This window comes from Sporichthyaceae bacterium, assembly GCA_036493475.1.
GTDB lineage: Bacteria > Actinomycetota > Actinomycetes > Sporichthyales > Sporichthyaceae > DASQPJ01.
On record DASXPS010000136.1, the window covers coordinates 1 to 14,891 of the forward strand.

Genomic DNA, 14,891 nt, shown 5'->3' on the forward strand with positions numbered 1-14,891 from the left:
ACATCCCGGCCAGGTCCTCGTCGGTGCCCCGGGAGATCAGCGGGGTGGCGACGTTGTAGACGACCCAGCGACCGGTCGCGCTCACCGCTGGGCCGGAGCCGCCGAGGGTCTCCCGGCCATCCAGCGCCAGTGACAACCGGATGGTCTTTTTCGTGCGGCGGTCGCGCAGGAAGACGTCCGAGGCCTGGTTGGCGTCGCCGGGCACCAGGTTGTCCGCGTCGGAGACGAACGCCACCCAGCGGCCGTCGCCGGAGATGGACGGGGTGAACGAGCCTTTGTCGCCCTGCTGACCGCTCGAGTTCAGGCTGACCAGTTCGGTGCGTCCGGACTGCCGGTCCCGCACGAACACGTCGTTCTGCGCGTTGTTGTCAGCGGGGACCAGGTTGTCCGCGTCGGAGTCGAAGGCCACATACCGCCCGTCGGTGCTGATCGAGGGCGCGTAACTCTGCCCGGCCGACGGCTTGTTGTGCACGCCGAGGCTGATCAACGAGGTGATCGGGGCGGGGGACAGCCGGGCCGCGTACCCCCCGGATTGCCCGGCCACCAGGGCCACCGCGAGCACGGCTGCCACGCCGGCGAAACGCCGCGCGGGTCCGCGCCAATCGGCCATGCACGTCCTCTCCGGACAACTCCTCGCCTCGAGCGTACGAGACGGACATCACCGCACGGGCGATCCAGCGGCAAGGCCTCAACCAACTGTCCTGGAACGTAGCGAGCGACGTAGGCGAACCGCGGCCCAGGCCAGCGGCGGCGCCAGCACGGCGATCGCGATCGCGAACGGCAGTACCGCGCCGAGGACGGTGGCCGCACCCACCGCCGCCGCCGTGAACGCGTCCCACCCATTGCCCAAGCCCGCGGCGAAGCCCCGGCGGTGCCCGTGCGCCGCGGGCGCCGCGGCCGTGGCCGGGGTGAACAGGTGCACGGTGACTGTGGCCAGGTCGGTCTGGTCCTTCAGCTTGTTCTGCTTGGCCAGCAACGCTTCCAGGTCCGCCTCGCGCGCGGACAACTCGCCCTCCAGCGTCACCACGTCCTTCAACGAGGTCGCTTGGTTCATCAGCGCCCGCACCCGGTCCACGCTGGCCCGCTGCGTCTGCACCCGGCTGGCCACGTCCACCACCTGATCGGTCACGTCGTCGCCGGTCAGCGTGCGATCGCTGACCGTGCCGAGTTTGCCGACGCGGTCCAGAAACGAGGAGAAGTTGCTCGGCGGCACCCGCAGACGCATGTTCGCCGTCGGGGAGTCGCCGTCGGCGCCACTGCGTTCGGAGCGGGCGACGAGGCCGCCGGCGGCGTCCACCGCCGCCTCGACGGAGGACACCGCACGCGCGATGTCCGGGACCGAAATGGTCTCCTCGGCGGTGTGCACGATGCTGCGCCCGGTCAGCGCGGAATCCGGCACGCCGAGCGCGGCGGTGTTGGCCGCTGGTGGGGCCTGCGGGGTCCGCAGCTTGGCCTTCGACGGGGCGGGGGCAGCCGCCGCGGCGGGCGCGGCGGCCGAGAAAGCGGCACTGTCGGCGGGCACCGGCGGCGCGTGCGAGAGCGCCGCGGTGTTGCTGGTGGCGGAGGATGTCGAAGAACCGCAGCCGGTCAGCATGGCCGCCAGCAGCAGTACGCCGGCGGCGAGCGGCGGTCGGGCGGGGACACGGGGAGACATTCGGACTCCTTCTGCTGCGCCGTCCGGGACGACGGCACGTATGCGGCAGGGACGGCGCAGTGGGGCAAAACGTTCGCCGGCGGCCGTGCCACGCTGGACGGGTGTCCACCTCAGCGCCGCCGCCACGTCGCGTGGTGATCGTCGGCGGCGGGGTGTCCGGTCTGGCCGCGGCCTGGTTCCTGCGCGACGCCGGCGTTCGGGTCACCGTGCTGGAGCGCGCCGCGCGGCCCGGCGGCAAGCTGGCCCCCGCCGAGGTGGCCGGGTTCACCGTGGACGCCGGCGCGGAAGCTCTGCTGGCGCGCCGCCCGGAGGCGGTGGACCTGGTGCGTGCGGTTGGGCTGGGCGCTGACCTGGTGCACCCGCAGACGTCGGCGGCCGGGGTGTGGAGCCGCGGGCTGGTGCGGCCGCTGCCGGCCGGGCACGTGATGGGCGTCCCGCTCGACCTGGCCGCGCTGCGCCGTAGCGGAGTGCTGAGCCCGTTGGGCGTCCTGCGGGCCGGCGCGGAGCGCGTGCTCCCGGCCCGCCCCGTCGCGGGTGACATCTCGGTCGGCGCCTGGGTGGGGGCCCGCTGGGGCGCGCAGGTGGTGGATCGGCTGGTGGACCCGCTGCTGGGCGGGGTATGGGCCGGGCACGCCGATCGGCTCTCGCTGCGCGCCGCGGCTCCGCAGTTGGCCGCCGCGGCCGCGGCCGGCGAGCGTTTGCATGCGTCGCCGCGTGATCCGAGCCCGGTGTTCGCGGGTATCCGCGGGGGAGTGGCGCGGCTGGTCCCGGCGCTGGTGGCGGGTAGCGGGGCCGAGGTCCGCACCGGCGTCACCGTGCGGGGCCTGACACGCCGTCAGCACGGTTGGGAACTACTGGCCGGGCCGACCTCTGCACCGGAGTACCTCGAGGCGGATGCGGTGATCCTGGCGGTGCCCGCACGGCCGGCGTCCCGCCTGCTCGCCGAGTCGGTGCCGGTGGCGGCACAGCGGCTGGCGGAGATCGAATACGCCTCCGCGGCGATCGTCACGCTGGTGCTGTCGCCGGGCCCGCGGCCCCTGCACGGCAGCGGTTTCCTGGTGCCGGCGGTGGAGGGGCGAGGAATCAAGGCGGTCACCTACTCCTCGCAGAAGTGGGCGTGGACCGGCGAGAGCGCTGCCGGGGACGTGGTGGTGCGCGCCTCGGTGGGTCGATTCGGCGAGACCGCGGATCTGGATCGCTGCGATGCGGACCTGATCGCGCTGGTGCGGGCCGAACTGGCCGATGCCTGTGGCCTGGTCGGACAGCCGCGCGACTCCCTGGTCACCCGCTGGGGCGGGTCGTTGCCGCAGTACACGGTCGGCCACCTCGACCGGGTGGCGGCGATCAGGGACGCGGTCGCCGCGGCGCCGGGCCTGGCCGTGTGCGGGGCCGCCTACGACGGCATCGGCATCGCCGCGTGTATCGCCTCGGCCGCCCGCGCCGCGGGCGCGATCGTGCCGCAGCGGCACAATGGTTGACCGAGGCGGTAGCCGAGGTCACAGGAGCGTTGACCGAGGCGGTAGTCGAGGTCACCGGGGGAGAGGGCAGGCACGGCGATGGTGGAGGACACATGACGGAGCACGGCGACCGACCGAAGGGCGCGCGCGAACTGAACCAGGTCGTGCGCTACACGATGTGGTCGGTGTTCCGGGTGGCCGATCCGCTGGGGGAGGCCGACCGGGGTCCGGTGGCCGCGGAGTTTTCCGAGCTGCTCGACCAGCTGGCCGCCAAGGACGTGCTGGTGCGCGGCCTGTACGACGTGGCCGGGCTGCGCGCGGACGCGGACTTCATGATCTGGTGGCACGCCCCCGCGGCGGACGACCTTCAGGAGGCCTACGCCCGGTTCCGGCGCAGCGCGCTGGGTCGGCGCTGTGAGTCGATCTGGTCGCAGTTGGCGTTGCACCGCCCGGCGGAGTTCAACAAGGGCCACATCCCGGCGTTCCTGGCCGAGGAGGTGGCACACGAGTGGGTGTGTGTGTACCCGTTCGTGCGGTCCTACGAGTGGTACCTGCTGCCGGACGCGGAGCGGCGCGCAATGCTGGCCGAGCACGGTCAGATGGCGCGGGAGTATCCCGATGTGCGGGCCAACACGGTGTCCAGCTTCGCGTTGGGTGACTACGAGTGGATGCTGGCCTTCGAGGCCGACGAACTACACCGGTTGGTGGACCTGATGCGGCACCTGCGGGCCAGTCGGGCGCGGCTGCACACCCGCCACGAGACCCCGTTCTACACCGGGCGTCGCAAGCCGGTGGCCGAGTTGGTCGCCGCGCTGCCCTGATCGGTCAGTAAGCCCTGGGCAGACCGAGCACGTGCTCGGCGAGGTAGTTGAGCACCATCTCCTGGGGCACCGGGGCCAGCCGTTGCAGCCGGGCCTCCCGCCAGTACCGCTCGACGTGGTACTCGCTGGCATAGCCGAATCCGCCGTGCGTCTGCAGCGCGGCGTCCGCGGTTTTGAACGCCGCGTCGGCGGCCAGGAACTTGGCGATGTTGGCCTGTTCACCGGCGGGCATGCCTCGATCCAGTCGCCAGGACGCCTCCCGGATGGCCAACTCCGCGGCGCGCAGCCGGGCGTGGGCCTCGGCCAGCGGGAATGACAGGCCCTGGTTCTGCCCGATCGGGCGGCCGAACACGATGCGTTGCTTCGCGTAGTTGGTGGCCCGGCGCAGCGCCACCCGGCCGATGCCCAGCGCCTCGGAGGCGATCAGCACCCGTTCGGCGTTCAGCCCGTCGAGCAGGTAACGGAAGCCCTTGCCCTCCTCGCCGACCCGGTCCGCGCCGTCCACGTACAACCCGTCGTAGACGACCTCGCAGGAGGCGACCGCATTGCGGCCGACCTTCGGGATCGGGGAGATGTGCACCGCGGGGTCGCGCAGGTTGGCGACCAGCAGCGTCATGCCCTCGGTCGGTTTGGCGCACTGATCGCGCGGCGTGGTGCGGGTGAGCAGCAGCACCCGGTCGGACTCCAACGCCTTGGAGGTCCACACCTTGCGGCCGTGCACCCGGTAGCCGTCGCCCTCGGGCACCGCGCGGGTGGAGATGTTGGTGGTGTCCAGCCCGGCGTCGGGTTCGGTGACGCCGAACGCGACGTGCGTGGTGCCCGCGGCCACGCCGGGCAGCATCCGCTGCTTGAGTTCCTCGCCGCCGTGCAGCACCACCGGGTGCATGCCGAAGATCGACAAATGCACGGCGCCGGCGCCGTTCATGCAGGCACCGGAGGCGGCCACCTCCTCGAGCACGATGGAGGCCTCGGTGATGCCCTGGCCGCCGCCGCCGTAGGCCTCCGGGATCGCAATGCCGATCCAGCCGCCCTTGGCCATCTCCGTGTAGAACTCCCACGGGAACTGGTGGTCGCGGTCGTGGCGCATCCAGTAGTCGTCGTCGAACCGCGCACACAGTTCCCGCACCGCGAGGCGAATGGTGCGCTGGTCCTCGGTCTGCGTGAAGTCCACCGCTTCACCGTAATCTGGGCGCTGTGACCCGATCCTGCCGGCCCGATCCGGTGCGTACGTTTCTGGGCGTGGGCTTCATCGGACTGGCCTACGCCTCCTCGGTGGCGCACAACCGTCGGCGCAGTGCGCCGGCGGTCTGACGAGGGGTCACCAGTCGTGTTCGGACGATCCTCACGCGGCACCCGGCGCAAGCTCGCCGAGGTGCAGTCCGGGCAATCGAACGCCGCCGAGGCGTTCGCCCGGATGGACCGGGCACAACGGGACCTGCGGTTGAGTCCGGCCCCGGACGGTGCGTTGGATGCCGCCGCGGAGGAGCTGGCCCGTCGCTACCTCGCGGTGCTGGACGCCCACCCGGTGCACGCCGGTACCGAACTTTCCGCGTTGTATGCGGCGATCCTCGCTCTGCGGGAGGTCACCGCCGAACTGACCGGCATGGCCGAACGGCTGGAGGTCGCGGCCCCCGAGCGGAGCTGACGCCTCAGAGTTCGGTGTGTCGGGCCATGCCCAACGCGGCGATCCAGCCGATCACCGTCCACCCGGCGAACAGGTTGATCAGCCCGATCCGGCCGCTGTCCGGCCGGCCGCGGCCGGCGGCCACCGCCCACGGCGCCAGATAGCCCAGGGTGAGCACTGCGCACACCCGCGCGGTGGTGACGTGGCTCGTCCGCGGGCGCTCCTCGGTCAGCACCTCGGTCCAGCCAAACGGCGCGCGACCGTCGTGGTTATAGGCGTACAGCCGGCCGGACATCGAACTCCCTCTGCGTCAATGGTGGAGCTTTGACGAACGCACGGCCGTTTCGGATCCCAGCCAACCCCCGGGAGACAATCTCGGTATGGCAACGGTGGTGGGGATCGAGACGTCCTGTGACGAGACCGGCGTCGGCGTGGTGCGCGACGGTGAATTGATCGGCTCGGCGTTGGCCTCGAGCATGCACGAGCACGCGCGGTTCGGCGGGGTGGTGCCCGAGGTGGCGGCCCGCGCGCACCTGGAGGCGTTGGTGCCGTGCATGGAGGCGGCGCTGGGTCAGGCCGGCGTGCGAGGCGAGGACGTCGACGCGATCGCGGTGACCGCCGGCCCCGGACTGGCCACCGCCCTGCAGGTGGGTCTGGCCGCGGCCAAGGCGTACTCCATCGCCTGGGGGGTGCCGCTCTACGGGGTGCACCATCTGGCCGGGCACGTCGCCGCCGACACCCTGGCGCACGGGCCGCTGCCCAACCCGTGCATCGTGCTGATCGTCTCGGGTGGGCACACCTCGCTGCTGGTGGTGCGTGATCTGGTGGCCGACCCGATCCACCACCTCGGCGACACCATGGACGACGCGGCCGGGGAAGCCTTCGACAAGGTCGGTCGGGTGCTCGGACTGCCGTTCCCCGGCGGGCCGTGGATCGACCGGGCGGCCAAGGAGGGCGACCCGGCCGCGATCGCGTTCCCGCGCGGCCTGACCCGACCCGGCGACCCCCCGTTCGAATTCTCCTTCTCCGGGTTGAAGACCGCGGTGGCCCGCTGGGTGGAACGGGCCGAGGCGGCCGGGGAAAACATCCCGACCGCCGACGTCGCGGCCTCCTTCCAGCAGGCCGTGGTAGACGTTCTGGTGGACAAGTCGATCGCCGCTTGCCGCGATCAGGGCGTGGGCGATTTGGTCATCGTCGGTGGGGTCGCCGCTAACTCGCGGTTGCGCGAGGTGGCCGCGCAGCGGTGCGAGGCGGCGGGGGTGCGACTGCGGGTGCCTGCGTTGCGGTACTGCACGGACAACGGCGCGATGATCGCCGCGGTCGGTCACCTGCTGCACACCTCGGGCGCGCCGGCCGACGGCCTGGACCTCGGCGCCGACCCGTCGGCGGAACTTCACTCGGCAACGCTGCGGAACTGACGCCGATCAGTGTGAGGTCAGCACTCCGGCTGGCCGGTGATCGCGCCGCACACGGCGGGGGTCACCGGGTTCGTGGGCGGCTGCGGCTGTTGTGGATTGCGGACCGGACCGGGCCGATGGCCCATGTTGCCCATGTTGCCCTGATCCGCGTGACCCCCGTTGCCCGGAATACCTCCGAACGCCTCCGCGGGGCTTGCCATGGTGAACGAGGTGATCATCGGCAGGGCGAGGACGCCGAGCAGACCCAGCCGGCGCAGAAACGCACGACGATCGATACCCGAGAGGTGATATTCGTCGGTCACCGGACCCCACTCCTCCCCGAGCGGCGCGAGTGTTGAGACCGCTCCTCGATGAATGTAGGGGGAACGGTGCGTGCTGCTACAGCGACGCGCCTGAGCGAGGTCGCAACATGTGGGTGGCGGCGCGCACTATCGCGGGGGCGGGGTGCAATGCACGGTTGCCGCTTGCCACCAGCGCCGCCAGCGCCGCCGCCGGGGAGTCGAGGTACGTGAGCTGCTCGGCTGCCTGCAGGATCCGATCGACGGGTTGCAGCGCGAGGGCGGCGACGTCGACAGCACCACGGAACGGCGCAGCCAGCACCGCGCCGTCCCGGCACACCCAGCCGTCCAAACTCTCCACCATGCCGACCGTGCCCGCGGCCCGGCACACCTGGTCGGTATCTCCGACGATGCATAGCCTGCCCGCCGCCGTCTGGACCACCGCACCGCGAAACGCGACCCAGCCGCGTCGAGCAGCCAGATCCAGAGCTGTTGCCCCGACCCGCCGGTCCAGGGTGGCGAGGGCGGACGCGAGGTCGGGGGCAGTGCTCACCAGGTCCTGCTGGTGGTTCAGCGCCCAGCCGGCGTCGGTCTCCCGCAGGCGGTACGGTGCCTCGGCAATCGGCTCCACAGGCCACTGCATCGGGGTGACGGGCACTTCCGACCCGCCGTCGATCTCGACAAATACCCGGTGCCAGAGGACCTGGTAGACGTACTTCGTGCTCATTCGACCAATCCGCTGCCGCGCAACCCGGCCAGGCACCGTGCGACTTCGTCGGCGGGAGCCGCGTCGAGCCCGAAGGCCTTCTGGATTTCCTCGGTGATATCGGTGACGGTCAAGCCGCCGTTGCACAGCACGAACACGGCGGCAACGGTGGAGTTGAGGTGGTGAACCGCTCCGGTGGTGGCCCCGTAGACGACGAGGCCGTCCTCGGCGTCATTGACGTCCAGGCCGGCGGCGGCGCGGGGACGTACATCATCGGGGCCCGGACGCGCGCGCGCGGCATCGACGGTCGCCCGGGCGAGGACGTCCGCGAGTCGGCCGATCACCACGTCAGAGTCGTGATGGGCCGCGACCCACTCGTACGCGGCGTCGGCGAGCCGCGCGCCCTCGTCCGGCTGCCGGGCCCGCTCAATCGCCCGCGCGAAGCTCGGGCCGTCTTTGGCGACCAGCGCGTGGACCCCGTCCACCACGCTGAGGCCCTGTACACCCTTCGGGGTGGTGACCACCGGAACTCGATGGGCGAACGCTTCCAGCACCTTGATCCGGGTGCCCGCCCCGAACCGCAGCGGTGCCACCGCGACGTCGGCGTTCGCGTAGTAGCCGGTGAGGTCGGCGACGTATCCGTGCACCCGTACCCGCGGTCCGGCCAACTCCTCGACGGCCGAGTCCGGCTGACCGACCAGGTCCAATGACATGTCCGGCGGCAGCGCCTCGAGGATGTCGGTCGCCAACCAGCGCGCCGCGTCTACGTTGGGCGGGTAGGTCAGGTTTCCCAAGAAAATAACGCGTCCCGCGCCCGGCGCGACTCGCCGGGAGCGGGCGGGAATCCGGACGCAGTTCGGCACCGTCGTGACGCCGGCGCCCAACCCGTACCGCCCGGCGATCGGCTCGACGTCCGCGGAGGAGGCGACGGTGATCAGCGTGGCCCTGGGCAGGTGCTCGGCGGCAAGGCGCCGGAAGCGCTCAGCTTCTTCGGGTCTGCCGAGTGCCTGATTCAGTGCCACGTCGTCCTCGTCGAGATCCACCAGCAGCGGCACATCTGCGGCATCCGCGACCGCCGCGGCCAGGGGCACCAAGCTCAGGCGGGCCGCCAGCACGGCGTCGGGCAGCGGTCCCTGGAATGCGTTGAGCACGTCCAACACCGACGAGTTCACCGCCAGGCTGCGCAGTGTGACCTCGGGAGGAAGATTCGAATCCTCGTCGAGGTTTCCCGCTACCGGTACCACCGCGAGCGCCACGTCGTGATCGCGGGCGGCTGCTGTGATCAACGCCCACACCCGCATCGCCAGGCCGTTGCCGCGCGGCGCCGGCGTGATCGGCATGAGTGCGAGCAAACTACGGCGGTGTGACTTCACAGTCCGGTCCGGTGCAGCTGTGATCCCGCGGGTTGCCCATTTCGTCTTCGGTATGCGCCCACAGCGGGAGCCCTTCCACCTGTTGCACTTTCTGGCCATCCAATCCTGTCGCGGGGCAGCGGCCCCGGACGAGATCGTCCTGCACGTGGCCGAGCTTCCCTACGGGGTCTATTGGGAGATGGCCCGAGAGTTGGTCACGCTGGACCGTATCGGAATGTGTGTCGGCCTGCCGATCGAGGCCGGCCCATGGGCTTCCTACTCGTACGCGCATGCCGCAGACGTCGCCCGGCTCGACATTCTGGCCGCCGACGGTGGGCTGTACGCCGACATCGACACACTGTTCCTGCGCCCGATTCCGGACGCGCTGTGGGCGGCACCGGCGGTGATCGGCCGCGAGGCCGACGTGAAGTACGGCGATGCCCCGTTGCCGGAACCGTCGATGTCGAACGCCCTGCTGATGGCGGCGCCGGGGTCAGATTTCGTTGTCGAATGGCGCCGGCGCATCTTCGCTGCCATGGATGGAACGTGGTCGGGCCATTCGTGCAGACTGGCAACGCGACTCGCGGTCGCGAACCCCGACTGGGTCCACGTCGAGCCGCAATCGACGTTTCACCCCTTCGACCACAACCCCGCCGGCATTGCGGCGATGCTCGAAGAGCCCCTCGTGCCGGGCAGCCTGGATCGCACCGTCTCGATGCACCTGTGCGCGCACCTGTGGTGGGAGGAACACCGTCGCGATTTCTCGCGTCTTTGCGCGTTCGATATCACCGAGGCTCGGTTGGCGTCCGACGAGACCGCGCTCGCGTACGCAGCCCGTCCATATCTGCCGGTGACGGCGCTGTGGTGAGGCTGCCCGCGGTCCACTTCCTCTCCGACCACGATCACTCCGGCTACGGGGTCGGCGCCCGCCGCCTCATCCTCGGTCTGGAAAAGATCGGCTGCCCGATCCGGTGGACGCCGATCGGCAGGAACCGCACGGACCGCGCGGACCCCCTTGCGGTCGTCGGGAACCGCGATCGCATCGGATTGGGTCGCCTCGAGGGCAGCCCGATCGAGCCGGATGTGGTTATCGTGCGGACCATCCCCGAACGCGTGCCGCCCCTGGAACGGGTGCGCCCGCCTGGCGTCCCGCTGGTTGTGGCGACGGTCTGGGAGCACTGGCGGGTGCAGCCGCATTGGCCGGACTTGCTGAACCGGTACGACGCGGTGGTCGTGCCCACGCGCTGGAACGCAGACGCCTTCGCCGCCGCCGGAGTGCGGGTTCCCATCCTGGTCGTCCCCCACGCTCACGCATACGACCCCCTGTCGGCCAAGAACGCGCGGTTAAACCCGATCTTCGACGACGGTGCCATGCTGTTCCACTCGATCGCGCAGTGGGGACGACGCAAGGATCCGGGACGAACGGTGATGGCCTTTGCTCGTGCCTTCGGTCCCACCGACGGGGTGCGTCTCGTGCTGAAGACCTCCCACGTCGTCGACGGCGACGTGCCGGTTCCGGCCGGGCCCGAGGAGCGGCGGTTTCAACCCTCCTGGTCGGTAGCGGCGATCCTGGCCAGGCATGCTCCCGCTCCGCCCGTGCACCTGGTCACTGCACCGCAAACCCATGACTGGATTGCGAGCCTGCACGCACGCAGTGACTGTTGGTTGTCGCTCCCGCACGCGGAGGGCTGGGACCTGGGTTGCTTCGACGCCGCGGTGGCCGGCTGTCCGGTGATCACGACCGGTTATGGCGGGCCGTTGGAGTATCTCGACCCGGCCGTTGCGTACCTCATTCCGGGGATCGAGGTAGCGCACCACGTCCTGCCCGACACTGTGTGGCTGGATCCCGACGTCGACGCAGCCGTCGAGGCGCTGCGTGCGGTGCGCGCCGACCCGGCCGAGGCACGGGTACGGGCGGAGAAACAGGCCGAGGGGCTGCGGGCGCGATACGCCCCGGAGGTGGTGGCTGCGGACTTGGTGGCGGGTCTGCGCGACGTAGGGCTGATCTGACCCGGTCACCCACGTTGCGCCCGTCCCTGCGCGACGATGCGTTTGGTGCGGTAGGCGAGCACATCCGGCGCGGCTGCCTCGGCGCGGGCGAAGTCCTCGGCTGCCGCGGCGTGGTCCCCCATCTCGAATCGCGCCATCGCGCGGACGTTGAAGGCCCATTCCGCCCGGATGCGCTGGTTGAGGCCCAATGCCATGTCTGCCATCTGACCTTCGTCGAGCGCCAGGACGCGTTCGAGGTGTTCGCAGACCTCCGGATACGCTGCCCGGTGCAGCGCGTCGAGGGCGGCGCACCAGCGCACGAAAGGATTGTCGGGGAACAACGCTGTGCCCTCGGCGACGAGGCTCGCATCCGGTGTGTCCTGCACAGCATTGGCGAAGATGAGATCGGCGAAGACCATTGCGTCGGCCGGGTCGAACACGCCATGCCGTCGTACCAGGTCGACGCCGGTGCGGAACGCCTCACGCGCCCCCGCAAGATCACCGAGTTCGGTGCGGATTCGGCCGATGTGATCCCACAGATAGGTGCGGGTGGGGTCGTTGAGGACCTGCTCGAGCAGGAGCGGGAGATTTCGTCGGTGCTTGTGCGATTGGTCGCCCTCGTAACCGTCGTGTTCGAGAAGCAGGTCAAGGAGACCGACCCGGCGGTCCTCGCGTTCCGCGACGGCCAGAATCGAGGGGACGACGCTCTCGTGGATAACGCCGCCGAAACGGATCTCGGGCCGGTTCTCCCACAGCCGATATTCCCGGTATGCGGTGAACCCCGGCCGGGACCGCAGCAGGAGTCGGTACGCGACGTAGGCGTCGGAGGTGTGACCGCCCAACAGGGCCGCGGGATCGGTGTCGGCGAGGAATTCGTCGGCGTCCAGATAGAGCACAAGGTCGCATCGCATCGCGTCAAGTCCGATGTTGCGGGCTCCGGCGAAGTCACCGGTCCAGGTGCGGTGGATGACGCGCGCCCCGAAGTTCTCGGCAATCTCGATGCTGCGGTCGATCGACCCGGTGTCGACGATCACAATCTCGTCGACGAGCGCGCGGATCGAGGACAGGCAACGAGCCAGGCAGTGTTCCTCGTCGCGGACGATGAGCGACGCACCGATCGACGGTAGGGTGCCTCGCACCCGGACAGCATAGGGCGGTCGATCCCGCTGTGGCGCGGCCACAATGACGGCTCGCTGAGCGAGCCGCCGCGAGGACTGGCGAGAACCATGCGATTGACGATTCTGGGTTTGGGTTACGTGGGGACGGTGACGGCGGCATGCCTGGCCGCCCAAGGTCATGAAGTGGTCGGCGTCGATGTCGACCCAATCAAGGTCGAGGCGCTGCGGTGCGGTCACTGCCCCGTCGTGGAGCCAGGGCTCGACGAGATGGTCAGGGACGCCGTGCGCATCGGCCGGCTGCGGGCGACAAGCGACACCGCCGCTGCGGTCCGCCAGGCCGAGTTGTCGCTGGTGTGTGTGGGCACCCCCTCCCGGCCCGATGGGAGCGCCGATCTCACTCAGGTGCGTCGGGTGGTGGAGGAGATCGGACTCGCGCTGGCCGACGGCGACCTGCCGCACACCGTGGTGATTCGCTCCACGGTTCCGCCGGGCGCGGTCACTCACCTGCTCGGGCCCCTGCTCGCGGAGCGGAGTGGCCGCAGACTTGGCGTGAGTCTTGACGTCGCGATGTGTCCAGAGTTCCTCCGCGAAGGCTCGGGCGTTCGCGACTTTCACGCCCCGCCGTTGCTCGTCATCGGCGGCTCGGACCGGGCCGTGGCGATGCTGCGGGAGCTGTTCGATTTCCTGGACTGCGAGGTTCACACGGTTCCGGTCGAGGTGGCCGAGAGCATCAAGTACAGCTGCAACGCCTTTCACGCAGTGAAGGTGGCCTTTGCCAATGAGATGTCTCGTCTGCTCCGGCGTGCCGGGGTCGACTCCCGGGAGGTCATGAATGTCTTCGTCCGTGACACCGATCTGAACATCTCGCCCGCGTACCTGCGCCCCGGCTTCGCATTCGGCGGATCGTGCCTGCCCAAGGACCTGCGCAGCCTGCTTCACCTCGGCCGCACCTACGCGGTGGACCTACCGCTATTGACCGGCGTGCTCAGTTCCAACGAACTGGTGGTGCGTGACCTCGCCGAGCGTGTGCTCCGACGGGTGGAGGATCGCGACCCCGCGAACCGTCGGGTCGCGATGCTCGGGCTGTCGTTCAAGGCCGAGACCGACGACCTCCGGGAGAGTCCCAACGTCGCCCTTGCCGAGTACCTGCTCGGCAAGGGCGTGGACCTGCGTATCCACGATCCGATCATCAAGCCCGCCCGGCTCACCGGTTCGAACTTGCGTCACGTGCAAACCCGTCTGCCGCACCTGCAGAGACTCCTGACCGACACCGCTGAAGAGGCGCTCGATGGCGCTGTCGTCGCGATCCTGGCGTACGCCGACGAGTCGGGTCGCCGGGCGTTGCAGGCCGCGTCACCCGACACGCTGTTCGATCTGAACGGGTATTACGGGCGCGACATCGACACCATGCCGGGTTACGAGGGCGTGGGGTGGTGAGCAGGGCGGGTTGAGTGGCGGTGCTTGCCGTGGTGCTTGTAGTGCGACTTGTGGTGCCGCCCGTGGTGACCGGGCGCGATTTTGGTCCTCGGGCCCTTGTATGGCGCGGGCGCCCAGCGACCGTGTGGATGCTTGTCGGAGGGCGGCGCCGGTACGGCGACCGGTGCGGGCTGTGCCGGTGCCTGTTCCGGCTCGAAGGCGCCCGCGGCACAGCGGGTGGTGGACCTGGCCACCGCGCGCTGATCGACGCCGAACAGGGCACCGGTGCAGTAGCCCGCCGGGTTCGCGCCGTCCACCGCCGTGGCCGCCGCGGTCCCCGAAGTGAGGGCGCGGGTCTCGGTCGGTCCGCCGTTGTGCTGCAGCAGGCCGATCTCGGCGGCGGCGGTCAGCACATCGGTGGTCGCCCGCCCGCAGGTCCCGGCGGCGACGTCGGAGACCGCGTTGTAGCCGTTGTCGGTGAGCGTTCCGGGGCCGGTGTACCGGCAGTTTGCCGTGGGACCCAGGGCGACGGGGTTGTCCAGCAGGGAGGCGGCCAGGGCCACGTCCGGGCCGTCGGCGACGATTCCGCCGGACGGTTCGGTGGCGCCCGCCGCGCCGGCGTTGTTCACCACGGTGTTGTGCACCAGCGTGGCCCTGCCGGTGCCGTGCGTGGTCAGGCCGAGGCTGATGCCGGCACCCGATCCGCCGGTCCCGCCCGCGCCGCCGGTGTTGTCGCTGATCGTGCTGTTGGTGACGGACAGCACCGCCGGGGCGGCGCTGCCGACCCCGGTGAGCAGCAGGCCATCGGCCTCGCCACCGGATCCCACCCCACCGTCGGTGCCGGCGTGTGCGGCGCCCTGCGCCGCGCGCCCGGGCCCGCCGGTGCCACCCCAGCCGCCCCGCATGCCCGCCACGGTGACCGCATTGATCGAGGCCACGTCGCCATTGGCCTGCACGCCCACCGCGCTGCCGCCGTCGCCGCCGGGCACGCCGTGGTGATCGCCGTCGGACCAGGCACCACCGGCGCCGCCGCGACCGCCGGTGTTGTCGGTGAACTG

General features: G+C 70.6%; 16 protein-coding genes. 7 read left to right on the top strand and 9 right to left on the bottom strand.

Annotated elements, in window-relative coordinates; all coding sequences use genetic code 11:
• On the bottom strand, positions 1–610 hold a 610-nt coding region (locus VGJ14_14255; protein ID HEY2833587.1), incomplete at its 3' end, for a hypothetical protein.
• 78 nt (positions 611–688) lie between these two features.
• A complete protein-coding gene (locus VGJ14_14260; protein ID HEY2833588.1) occupies positions 689–1,654 on the bottom strand; it encodes a DUF4349 domain-containing protein in 966 nt (321 codons plus the stop codon).
• Between VGJ14_14260 and hemG the strand changes: the two genes are divergently transcribed.
• A complete protein-coding gene (hemG, locus tag VGJ14_14265; protein HEY2833589.1) occupies positions 1,567–3,132 on the top strand; it encodes a protoporphyrinogen oxidase in 1,566 nt (521 codons plus the stop codon). The two genes, VGJ14_14260 and hemG, sit on opposite strands and share 88 nt — an antisense overlap.
• 92 nt (positions 3,133–3,224) lie before the next feature.
• Complete coding sequence (gene hemQ / locus VGJ14_14270; protein HEY2833590.1) at positions 3,225–3,932, top strand: hydrogen peroxide-dependent heme synthase; 708 nt, start codon at positions 3,225–3,227, stop codon at positions 3,930–3,932.
• Positions 3,933–3,936: 4 nt separating this feature from the next.
• On the opposite strand, the gene VGJ14_14275 is transcribed toward hemQ, so the two are convergent.
• Complete coding sequence (locus tag VGJ14_14275; protein ID HEY2833591.1) at positions 3,937–5,103, bottom strand: acyl-CoA dehydrogenase family protein; 1,167 nt, start codon at positions 5,101–5,103, stop codon at positions 3,937–3,939.
• A gap of 156 nt (positions 5,104–5,259) precedes the next feature.
• On the opposite strand from VGJ14_14275, the gene VGJ14_14280 reads away from it, so the two are divergent.
• Entirely contained in the window at positions 5,260–5,577 is a 318-nt protein-coding gene (locus VGJ14_14280) for a hypothetical protein (protein ID HEY2833592.1), read from the top strand.
• A 4-nt stretch (positions 5,578–5,581) separates the two neighbouring features.
• Here the strand turns inward: VGJ14_14280 and VGJ14_14285 are convergent, their stop codons facing one another.
• Positions 5,582–5,851: a superinfection immunity protein gene (locus VGJ14_14285; protein HEY2833593.1), complete on the bottom strand. Its 270-nt coding sequence runs from the start codon at positions 5,849–5,851 to the stop codon at positions 5,582–5,584.
• A gap of 85 nt (positions 5,852–5,936) precedes the next feature.
• Between VGJ14_14285 and tsaD the strand changes: the two genes are divergently transcribed.
• The gene (tsaD, locus tag VGJ14_14290) at positions 5,937–6,974 is read left to right on the top strand and encodes a tRNA (adenosine(37)-N6)-threonylcarbamoyltransferase complex transferase subunit TsaD (GenBank protein HEY2833594.1); all 1,038 of its coding nucleotides are present in this window, start codon (positions 5,937–5,939) and stop codon (positions 6,972–6,974) included.
• A 17-nt stretch (positions 6,975–6,991) separates the two neighbouring features.
• Here tsaD and VGJ14_14295 read toward each other — a convergent pair whose 3' ends face one another.
• From VGJ14_14295 to VGJ14_14305, 3 genes are all read right to left on the bottom strand, one after another.
• Positions 6,992–7,276 carry a hypothetical protein gene (locus tag VGJ14_14295; GenBank protein HEY2833595.1) on the bottom strand — a complete coding sequence of 95 codons (285 nt, stop codon included), beginning with the start codon at positions 7,274–7,276 and terminating at the stop codon, positions 6,992–6,994.
• A 76-nt stretch (positions 7,277–7,352) separates the two neighbouring features.
• Positions 7,353–7,979: a hypothetical protein gene (locus VGJ14_14300; GenBank protein HEY2833596.1), complete on the bottom strand. Its 627-nt coding sequence runs from the start codon at positions 7,977–7,979 to the stop codon at positions 7,353–7,355.
• On the bottom strand, positions 7,976–9,298 hold the full coding sequence (locus tag VGJ14_14305; protein HEY2833597.1) for a PqqD family peptide modification chaperone: 1,323 nt from the start codon (positions 9,296–9,298) through the stop codon (positions 7,976–7,978). The genes VGJ14_14300 and VGJ14_14305 overlap by 4 nt, the downstream gene beginning before the upstream one ends.
• Before the next feature lie 178 nt (positions 9,299–9,476).
• On the opposite strand from VGJ14_14305, the gene VGJ14_14310 reads away from it, so the two are divergent.
• Together VGJ14_14310 and VGJ14_14315 are read left to right on the top strand one after the other, a co-directional pair.
• Positions 9,477–10,178, top strand: a complete 702-nt coding sequence (locus tag VGJ14_14310) for a glycosyltransferase (protein ID HEY2833598.1) — start codon at positions 9,477–9,479, stop codon at positions 10,176–10,178.
• Positions 10,175–11,320: a hypothetical protein gene (locus tag VGJ14_14315; protein HEY2833599.1), complete on the top strand. Its 1,146-nt coding sequence runs from the start codon at positions 10,175–10,177 to the stop codon at positions 11,318–11,320. The genes VGJ14_14310 and VGJ14_14315 overlap by 4 nt, the downstream gene beginning before the upstream one ends.
• Positions 11,321–11,325: 5 nt before the next feature.
• On the opposite strand, the gene VGJ14_14320 is transcribed toward VGJ14_14315, so the two are convergent.
• Positions 11,326–12,654 carry a glycosyltransferase family 2 protein gene (locus VGJ14_14320; GenBank protein HEY2833600.1) on the bottom strand — a complete coding sequence of 443 codons (1,329 nt, stop codon included), beginning with the start codon at positions 12,652–12,654 and terminating at the stop codon, positions 11,326–11,328.
• On the opposite strand from VGJ14_14320, the gene VGJ14_14325 reads away from it, so the two are divergent.
• The gene (locus tag VGJ14_14325; GenBank protein ID HEY2833601.1) at positions 12,565–13,854 is read left to right on the top strand and encodes a nucleotide sugar dehydrogenase; all 1,290 of its coding nucleotides are present in this window, start codon (positions 12,565–12,567) and stop codon (positions 13,852–13,854) included. The genes VGJ14_14320 and VGJ14_14325 overlap by 90 nt on opposite strands.
• On the opposite strand, the gene VGJ14_14330 is transcribed toward VGJ14_14325, so the two are convergent.
• Positions 13,833–14,891 (bottom strand): choice-of-anchor Q domain-containing protein (locus VGJ14_14330; protein HEY2833602.1); only part of this gene is annotated, 1,059 nt, incomplete at its 5' end. The genes VGJ14_14325 and VGJ14_14330 overlap by 22 nt on opposite strands.

Coding starts and splice junctions, on each gene's coding strand:
- tsaD (HEY2833594.1), top strand. CDS start 5,937: ATGGCAACGGTGGTGGGGATCGAGACGTCCTGTGACGAGACCGGCGTC.
- VGJ14_14300 (HEY2833596.1), bottom strand. CDS start 7,979: ATGAGCACGAAGTACGTCTACCAGGTCCTCTGGCACCGGGTATTTGTC.
- VGJ14_14305 (HEY2833597.1), bottom strand. CDS start 9,298: ATGCCGATCACGCCGGCGCCGCGCGGCAACGGCCTGGCGATGCGGGTG.
- hemG (HEY2833589.1), top strand. CDS start 1,567: ATGTCGAAGAACCGCAGCCGGTCAGCATGGCCGCCAGCAGCAGTACGC.
- VGJ14_14260 (HEY2833588.1), bottom strand. CDS start 1,654: ATGTCTCCCCGTGTCCCCGCCCGACCGCCGCTCGCCGCCGGCGTACTG.
- VGJ14_14285 (HEY2833593.1), bottom strand. CDS start 5,851: ATGTCCGGCCGGCTGTACGCCTATAACCACGACGGTCGCGCGCCGTTT.
- hemQ (HEY2833590.1), top strand. CDS start 3,225: ATGACGGAGCACGGCGACCGACCGAAGGGCGCGCGCGAACTGAACCAG.